Origin of the sequence: Clostridium malenominatum (assembly GCF_039521365.1) — a bacterium.
Lineage (GTDB): Bacteria > Bacillota > Clostridia > Clostridiales > Clostridiaceae > Clostridium_AW > Clostridium_AW malenominatum.
Genome location: NZ_BAAACF010000013.1, coordinates 1 through 8,761 on the forward strand (window position 1 = coordinate 1; position 8,761 = coordinate 8,761).

The 8,761-nt window shown below is 31.1% G+C and carries 6 protein-coding genes and 1 rRNA gene; 1 reads left to right on the forward strand and 6 read right to left on the reverse strand.

The genetic code is table 11. The features are described from left to right. Window positions 1-132: 132 nt before the first annotated feature. The 5 genes from ABDZ69_RS16825 to ABDZ69_RS16845 all read right to left on the reverse strand — a co-directional run bounded on the left by ABDZ69_RS16825 (window position 133) and on the right by ABDZ69_RS16845 (window position 7,428). Window positions 133-1,119: a D-isomer specific 2-hydroxyacid dehydrogenase family protein gene (locus ABDZ69_RS16825; RefSeq protein WP_343771560.1), complete on the reverse strand. Its 987-nt coding sequence runs from the start codon at window positions 1,117-1,119 to the stop codon at window positions 133-135. Between the two features lie 18 nt (window positions 1,120-1,137). Then, entirely contained in the window at window positions 1,138-2,172 is a 1,035-nt protein-coding gene (locus tag ABDZ69_RS16830) for a PTS sugar transporter subunit IIC (RefSeq protein ID WP_343771561.1), read from the reverse strand. A 98-nt stretch (window positions 2,173-2,270) separates the two neighbouring features. Next, window positions 2,271-3,089: a MerR family transcriptional regulator gene (locus ABDZ69_RS16835; RefSeq protein WP_343771562.1), complete on the reverse strand. Its 819-nt coding sequence runs from the start codon at window positions 3,087-3,089 to the stop codon at window positions 2,271-2,273. A 120-nt stretch (window positions 3,090-3,209) separates the two neighbouring features. After that, the gene (addB, locus tag ABDZ69_RS16840) at window positions 3,210-6,662 is read right to left on the reverse strand and encodes a helicase-exonuclease AddAB subunit AddB (RefSeq protein ID WP_343771564.1); all 3,453 of its coding nucleotides are present in this window, start codon (window positions 6,660-6,662) and stop codon (window positions 3,210-3,212) included. Window positions 6,663-6,705: 43 nt separating this feature from the next. Next, the gene (locus tag ABDZ69_RS16845; protein WP_343771566.1) at window positions 6,706-7,428 is read right to left on the reverse strand and encodes a hypothetical protein; all 723 of its coding nucleotides are present in this window, start codon (window positions 7,426-7,428) and stop codon (window positions 6,706-6,708) included. A 196-nt stretch (window positions 7,429-7,624) separates the two neighbouring features. On the opposite strand from ABDZ69_RS16845, the gene ABDZ69_RS16850 reads away from it, so the two are divergent. Continuing rightward, the gene (locus ABDZ69_RS16850) at window positions 7,625-8,140 is read left to right on the forward strand and encodes a hypothetical protein (protein WP_343771568.1); all 516 of its coding nucleotides are present in this window, start codon (window positions 7,625-7,627) and stop codon (window positions 8,138-8,140) included. A 222-nt stretch (window positions 8,141-8,362) separates the two neighbouring features. Here ABDZ69_RS16850 and rrf read toward each other — a convergent pair. After that, window positions 8,363-8,478, reverse strand: a 5S ribosomal RNA gene (gene rrf / locus ABDZ69_RS16855). Window positions 8,479-8,761: the final 283 nt, after the last annotated feature.

Genomic DNA, 8,761 nt, shown 5'->3' on the forward strand with positions numbered 1-8,761 from the left:
TTTTTTTCTACTCATAGCTATAAGCCTTTTAGAACCCCAGGTATAACCTGGGGTATTCAAAATACAAGAAAACCCCAGAATTCTTAAAAATTCTGGGGCTTTTTATTATATAGATTACTTTATATACTCTGTTTATAAAGTAATCTCCCAAGGACTATTTCCTTTTGTTAAAAATAAATATAAACTTCTTAACCCGCATTCTACCATATCGCTAACAGCTTGGTCTGTATAGAATGCAAAATGTGATGTTAATACTACATTAGGTAAGTTTCTTAATATAGCCATTTCATCATGATTTATAGTTTTAAAACGACAGTCATTATGATAAATGCCTACTTCTCCTTCTATAACATCAAGAGCTGCTCCTCCAATTTTGCCACTTTTTAATCCATCTATTAGGTCAAAGGTATGGATTAACTCTCCACGGGCTGTATTTACAATTTTTACTCCATCCTTCATTTTTACAATAGTTTCCTTATTTATTAAATGGTAGTTGCTTTCAAATAATGGAGCATGTAGTGTGATAATATCAGCTTTTTCTAGTAATGTATCTAAATCCACGTATTCTACATACTTTTTCATATCTTCATTAGGATATAAATCATAAGCAAGTATTTTAGGTCCAAACCCGCTAAAGTTTTTTATAACAGCTTGCCCTATACGACCTGTTCCAATAACTCCAACTACTTGATTATGCAGTTCATTTCCCATTAACCCTACTAAGCTATAGTCCTGTGAAGCACTTCTTTTTATTGACTGTATAACTCTACGATTTAGCATTAATGCAAGCATTGTTGCAAAATCTGCAACGGAATTTGGAGAATACTGTGCATTACTTACCTTTATTCCAAATTCTTTAGCTGCCTCTAAATCTATATTGTTATAGCCAGCACTTCTTGAAGAAAGGTATTTAACTCCACATTTACTTAGCTTTTCTAAACTTTCTCTTCTAGCATTGCAGTTGCCTAATATTGTAACAGCTTCTATTCCTTCTGCTAAATGTGCATTTTCAGGAGATAAGCACTCTTTTACATAGGTAATATCTAAATTTAATTCCTTTGAGAACCTTTCAAAAGCTATAGCTTCATCCGGTCTATATGCGTATGCAATAACTTTCATTATAAATTCCCCCTTATGTTATTTAAATTCTATTAAATAGTCTTCCTCTTTAACAATTTTCAGTACATTTACAAATAAATATTTGAATACAAAGCTTAATACAAGTGGTAAAATTGCAAACATAATTATTGTAGATATTAAACTTCCTGCGCTATATCCAGCAATATTTAAATGATTTATTGGTCCTATCAATCCACTAATACCAAATCCAGCACTCATTGGCGTTCCTTGTATTTTTTGTAACCCCCCTAAAGCTCCAATCACTGCTGCATTGGCAACTATAGGTAGTATCATTGCTGGTTTCTTCACAAAGTTTGCTAATTGCATCTTTGGAGAACCAAGTACATGGGCTAAGGAAGTTCCAAAGCCGTTTACTTTATATCCAGCCACCGCTAATCCAAAACCAGCAGCGCATATTCCAAGGTTTGCAGTTCCTGAACCTATTCCTGCTAATGAAATTGCCATAGCAACTCCAACGGTGGATACTGGTGAAACTATTAATATTGCAAAAGTAACTGCTATAAATATTCCCATTAACACTGGTTGTAATGTTGTAAACATAGCAACCATGCTTCCTAAGTATTTTGTTATTGAAGATACATATGGAAGTATTTGTAATCCTATGATTCCTACAAAAGTGATAACAAAGGCTGGGACAACAAGCATTGTGTATGCCTTTAATTTATCCCCTATATATAATATTACTAATACTGCTAAGGCTGCTGTTATTCCTGCATTTATTACATCGCCCATTCCAGCAAATTGAAGAACTTTACCATTCATTTTTAAGGCTCCAGAACCTATCATTGTAGTTATTGCTAGAGTTCCTGATTGAATTGGTGACATCTTAAATTGCATTGCTATACAAAGACCCATTATAATAGTCAATAAGCTGCTGGCCATCTTTGTAATTTCTACTACCGCTTGTATATTAAGAGCCTTAGCTAATTCCCCCAATAAAGCAGAAGGTATTAATGCAACTACAATACCTATACTCATACCTGTAAGAATTTTATTAAAAAACTCTTTAGCATTAATTTTATTTTCTGACATAATCTCTTCACTCCTTAGTTATTAATTTTTTAACAATCTTATCTTAATCTGTGACCTTAGGTCATTGTCAATAAGATTTTTTATTAACTTCTAAGAAATTATTTTACCCTTATTTGAAGTTCTGATACCATTTCTTCCACTGATTTTGTAAAAGTATAATCAATCAAACAATATTCATATATATCACTTATAACCTCATATCCGTTTTCACTTATCCATTTCAAAAGATACTTAACGGATTCTTCATCATAATAACCACCAGTTTTATACATACAAATATATTTACCTTCTGGGAGAATGGTTTCCTCTTTAATATGAAAATTCTCAGGAGTGCTGATAAAAGCTCCCACATTATGCTTAAAACCTGATTCTATTCCTTCTTGTAAGTATATTGTTCCATACTCTTGATGAGAGAATAAGTCCAGTTCTCGCAGACGTTTTAACACTCTTCTATAAGTTAACATTACTTCTTCTCTATTTCCTTCTTCTTCACACTTTAAATAAAAGATTTTTCTTTGCTCAAATATTTTAATTGATGGTTTGTATAAATCTCTCTTATCAAAATATTTTGCGGTTTTATAAAACTTTAACAAATAATCAATACTGTTATGCATATCTTGGTATCTTTGAATTTCTTTGAATATTTCATTGTTTCTATGGGTTAAAGCATTTATTATCACATCATGATCTCTATGTTCTAAAAGGTTTTTTATTTCTTCTAATGAAAATCCTATTTCCTTTAAGTATATAATCTGCTTCAATACGGGAAATTCTTTTATATCATAATATCTATAATTATTTTTTTCATCCACATACTTTGGTTTAAAAATTCCAATTTTATCATAATATATCAAGGCTTTCTTAGACATATTATGCATTTTAGCCACTTCATTAATTTTATAATTCTTATGTTCCAAAATTTTTTTCCTCCAAACTATACCCTTAGTTCACTGTTTTAGGCTTGTAAATATTATAAACACATATAAAAACCCTATACCTAGTTATGTTAGGCATAGGATTTTCCACTAAGCATTGTATTATTCTTCCACAGATTTTTTTATTAACTCCCATACTTCATCATCGCTCTTGTCATTAATAAATCTATACCCATTGCCACTAATAGTTGTATCAAACTGACATACAGAAGAATACTCACAGTATCTGCAAGGGGTCGTTGTATCTGTCTTTTTATACGGTTTAATGCTTATATTTCCCTCTAGCATCTCCTCACACAACTTAACTATCATACCTCTTACATATTCTCGTAATAATTTAAATTGCTCCTGTGTAGCTGCTGAGGAACTTTTTCCTATGGTATTATCCTTATTTATTCTTACTGGCAATATGTCAGAGCTTCCATCAACATTTCTATCCATAGCTTTAATTATTTCAGCATCTGCTAAAAGAAGTCCTTTCATCTTTAATTCTTTAATTATTTTATCTTCTATTTCTTCCACAGTTAGCTCACCTTTAGTCTTAATAATGGGGTCATCTAATTTAAAATAAAGCATAGCTGCTGGAAAAGCATTTTCACCATGAATCCGCTCTATTTCATTTAGTAAAGCATCAAGATAAACTAAAAGTTGCATTTGCAAACCATAATATACATCTGATAATTTAAAATCCTTACTTCCAGACTTATAGTCAATTATCCTTATATATGTACCCTTTTCATCCTTTAAATCATCTACCCTGTCTATTCTTCCAATTAAATTTACAGTTTCCCCTGAACTTAATTCTATTGAAATTGGTGGAAAATCTCCATTAAATCCAAAGGATAATTCATAGTCTTTAGGTTTGAACTCCCCTCTGCTAATTTGCTCCCCAATAACAGAAACTGCCCTGCTTACTATTCTTTTTAAGGAATTACCCATGTATTCATATCTTGGAGAACTTTTAAATATACTCCCTGGCATATTACTAATTTTTTCGTCTAGTATATTAGATACTATTCCCTCACATAGCTTCTTATCTATATCTTCCCACTGCATTTTCTTCTCTTCCATATATTTTGAGAAATCCTCTAATACCTCATGCATTAAAGTTCCTATGTCCGGAGTTGAAAGCTTATATATCTTTCTTTCCTTTGCCCTTAATCCATATTTTACAAAATAAGAAAAGGGGCATTCTGCATATTTTTCAAGCCTAGATACACTTATATTTAATTTTGAACCGTATAATTTTCTTACCTTTTGAGTGTCTAGTATTTCCGCTACATTATTATGAGAGAATCCTTCTAAAATATTGATTAATTTATCCTTCCACTCCTCATTATTAATATACCAATCATAAGCACTTAGCCAAAGAGGATGAATCTCTAAAGAATCATTTATATTTCTCAGATTAAGTATAAGTTCATTAAAGGTTGACCTTGGAGTTCCTATTTTGTCAAATTCCTCATCAATACTTTCACTTGAGATTACATCGCTAACTTCTTTTATATTTGGGAAAATCCTTTTTAATTTAGAAATTACAATAGAAGGTCTTAAAGATTTTCCTTCATAATCTGATATTGGGTAGCTTACTCTTAAGTAATGACTCATGGTGGTCATGGTTATATAAGTTAAAAACTGATCTTCAAAGGCCTTGCTCTTAGTATCCTTAGCCACTTCCACACCACTACTTTTCAAATTTTCCCTATCTATATCCGTAAGTAATCCTTCGCTAGCTAAAACTTTAGGAAATACTCCATCATTAACTCCTATTATGTAAAGTGCTTTTATTTGGTGACTTCTAAGCCTTTCAATACTACTTACAAGTAATTGATCTAGTGATGGCGGAATTAGTCCAAGTTCATACTGCTCAAAACCACTTTTCAGTAGTTTGCCAAATACATCAATGCTAACTTCCTCTTCTTTTAAAACTTCTACAATTTGATCTAATAAATCTATTACTATATTCCATATTTGATTATATTCATTTACTCTATCTAATTCATATATTTTTTTAAATTTATTTATCCACTCTTCAATTCTTTTATTAATACTCATTTCTTCTAAAAATCCATAGAGTGCTAAGGTCATTTCTTTTGAACTTTTGCTGCCTTTTAGATTATCATGAAAGTTTATTAATGGTGTACTTATTTTTTCTTTTAATAGGTTTATTAGTTTTATATCTTCTTTTTCTTCTTCAGACATTTCCTCATCTTTGTAATATCCGTACTTTATTCTATAGCTCCATTCACCCTTATCAGTCCATTTTTTTCCCCTAATGCCATTTGCTAAAACATAATTTTCTAGAATATCTATCTCTTCTTCATCTAAATCTGTTAGCCCTGTTTTTAAATATCTAAATACAGCTTCATAACTCCAACCTTTAGTGAATATTTCTATGGCTGACAAAATAAACACCACAATAGGATTATTGCTAATTTGAAGTTTTTTATCTATAAAGTATGGAACATCGTACTCAGAAAAAATTGCTCTAACTAAGTTTTCATATCCCTCTAAATCTCCGGTTATCACTGCAATGTCTTTAAATCTATATCCTCTTTCCCTTACTAATTTTAGTATATCCCTAGCAGTATTTTCAATTTCCCCATATCTATTTAAAGCTTTAAATAAAGTAATATCCTCTGTAGGCTTTTTATGCTCTCTATAAGGAAAAGCGTATAGATTTTTTTCCAAGTGAATTAATTCCTCTTTTTCTCTAAATCTATAACAAGGTGCACAACTTAATGCCACTGGTTTTTCAAATTTAATATTATTTTCTTCTATTATTCTTAAAAACTTCTCTTCAGTATTTTTGCTTGGATAAAATAAATCTAAATTATCTATAGACGCATTTCCTTCTAATACATCCGTACTTAAGGTTACATTGGTCTTTTTTGACTTAAGTAATATTTTTTCTAATATCTTATATTCCTGAGGAGTAAAATCAAAAAACTCATCAATCCAAACTTCTGCTCCATTAAAAAGCTTAGATTTATCTAATTTTTCTAGGAGCAAAGTTAAATCATCATCACTATCAATATATTTATCCTTTAAAGCCTCTTCAAACTTTGAGTAAATCTTTCCCAAATCCTCAATTTTGCTTTTCAATGTATTTTCATCAATACTTTCGCTAGACTTCAATAAAGCATCTGGAGTAATACTATACCTTTTAAATTCCGTTATGATTTCTGATATGGTCTTTATAAAGCCTTCTCTTTTTGCAGAACTTTTAAATACCTTTAGCTCATTATTAATATCCTTCATTATTTTATATATGAGCATAGCTTTACCAGACTCATTAATATGTCTATGGGTTACCCCTCCAACTTCGTTAAAAACTTTAAAAGCTAATCTTTTAAAGCTTAAAACTTGAGCCTTATTAATATTTTCCTCGCCTAAAAATTTAAGCAGATTCTTTTCACTTTGAAAGGAAAACTGCTCTGGTACTAGGAGGATTTTATTGCTATTATTTCCTTTTTCAATACTTCTTTTTATATCTTCTAAACAATAGTAACTTTTTCCACTACCTGATCTTCCATAGATAAATTTTAAGCCCATTTTTTCACCTCGAAGTAATGTTAATTTTACTATTATTGTAACCTTATTTACTATCTATTTCAAACATTCTATAAGAAAATTCAAAAGTAGTTTTGTCCTCAAATACTCTTGTGTTAGTAAATTCTATTAGTCCCCTCCCTTCCTTAAATATCTTAGTTTCTCTATAGGTTTTATTCGGATAATTTTCTATATCTTTTATTAACGTTTCAGTTTTTATTAGCTTTTTACCGTCGTTATCTACGTAAATATCCATTATAGTAGTTTTAGCCCTATAAATTTTACCCTTTAATTCCACTTCATCTTCCCATGCATTTCCTTTGTGCAGGGGTAGCTTTAGTATAGTTAACTTTTCAATGGCTTCTTGACGCTTCTTAAATTCTCCATTTTTTTGCACTTCTTTTACAGATTCATAATCTATGATATACTCTTTCCAAAATTTAAACTTATCTCCTGCGCTCTCTTCCTCTTCTATTTCCCCTTCTTCAGCTACCTTATCTATATTTCCTTTAAGATTAATTATTAAATTTTTTTCAGTTCCAGTAATCTTATAAATTTCAACTGTTTCTCCATATTCTGCAGTACCGCTATAATGTATTTCTCCCATATGCTCTTTTGGAAAAAAATTTAATAATTCCTTACTATATCTTTCACTTTTAGCATTGTTACTCTGCGCGTTAAAGGTATTTTTATTGTTACACCCTGGAAAAAATACTATCACACTTATTAAAAGCATAGATGCTATAAATCTTTTTACATCTTTATTCATAATAATTCTCCTATTTTACTTATTCAATTTTATATTACTATAATTATCCACCTTATTGATTACACCTTATTTACGAATATGTTACAAAATAATTACAATAGTTTTCACAATTCCATCACAATTACCACATAATTTAATCATAATTAAAGCTTATTATATTAATATAAAGCAAATAAAATTTTAGGAGGAATATATTATGAAAAAAAGAACAATTATAGCTACATTAGCTTTAACTCTAACATTAGGATTAGGAGTAACTGCTTACGCATCTACAACAGCGCCTGAAAATACAAACAATACAGCAATCTCTTCTAATAGAAGAATTGGCATGGGAAGAATGATGAATGGTGGTAGCTTTGGCTATGACATGATGACTTCCCTACTTAAGAACAAATTAAACATGACTGATGACGAAATCAAAACTGCCTTAACTTCTGGAAAAACCATGTGGCAAATAGCTGAAGAAAAAGGAATAAGTCAAGAAGACTTTAAAAAAGCCATGCTTGAAGAAAGAACTAAAGCTATTGACGAAGCAATAACCAATGGAAAAATCACTAAAGAAGAAGGAGATGCTTTAAAAGAAAGAGTTAATACTAACATAGAAAATTGTACTCTTGACGGTGAAAATGGTTTAAAGGGCAATAGAGGCTTCGGTGGCATGATGGGTAATGGTAGAGGTAAAGGTGGAAGAGGCTGTGGCGGAAACCTTTAACACAATTTACAGGCTACAATGACCCTCTAGAAGAAATAAATTAACATCATAGTTTTAGATAAAAACCCTCCAAAATTTCTATAGTAAAAATTTTGGAGGGTTTTTTATTGCACTTATACCATAATCATGGCATACTCCATGACTGCCTTTGGTTCTCTTTTAAAAGCCTAATAAAAAAGTAGCATAAAATGCTACTTTTTTAAGTTCTTCTATTTTATATTAACCTGGCGACGACCTACTTTCCCACAAGGCTGCCCTTGAGTATCATCGGCGCTATGAAGCTTAACCTTCGTGTTCGGAAAGGGAACGGGTGTTACCTTCAAGCCATAATCACCAGATGCTGACCCACAGAAATCTCTGATTTCGTCTTGGGTCAGTACTTCGCAGCTACGCTGACGAAGTTTCCTTAAAATCGCTATAAGTTTCGCATTGCGTCGTCATGTTGGCTTATTACGGTGCTCATTTAGCTTACTAAACTCCGCTCCTCATTGCGCCACATTCCTAGCACTACTCGCTTCTATCAATTTTTATGTTTCTAGTTGAAAGAAATATTCTTTCAAAATTGCACAAAGTAAAGTTTAATTAAGATCAAGCCCTCGACCTATTAGTACTAGTCAGCTG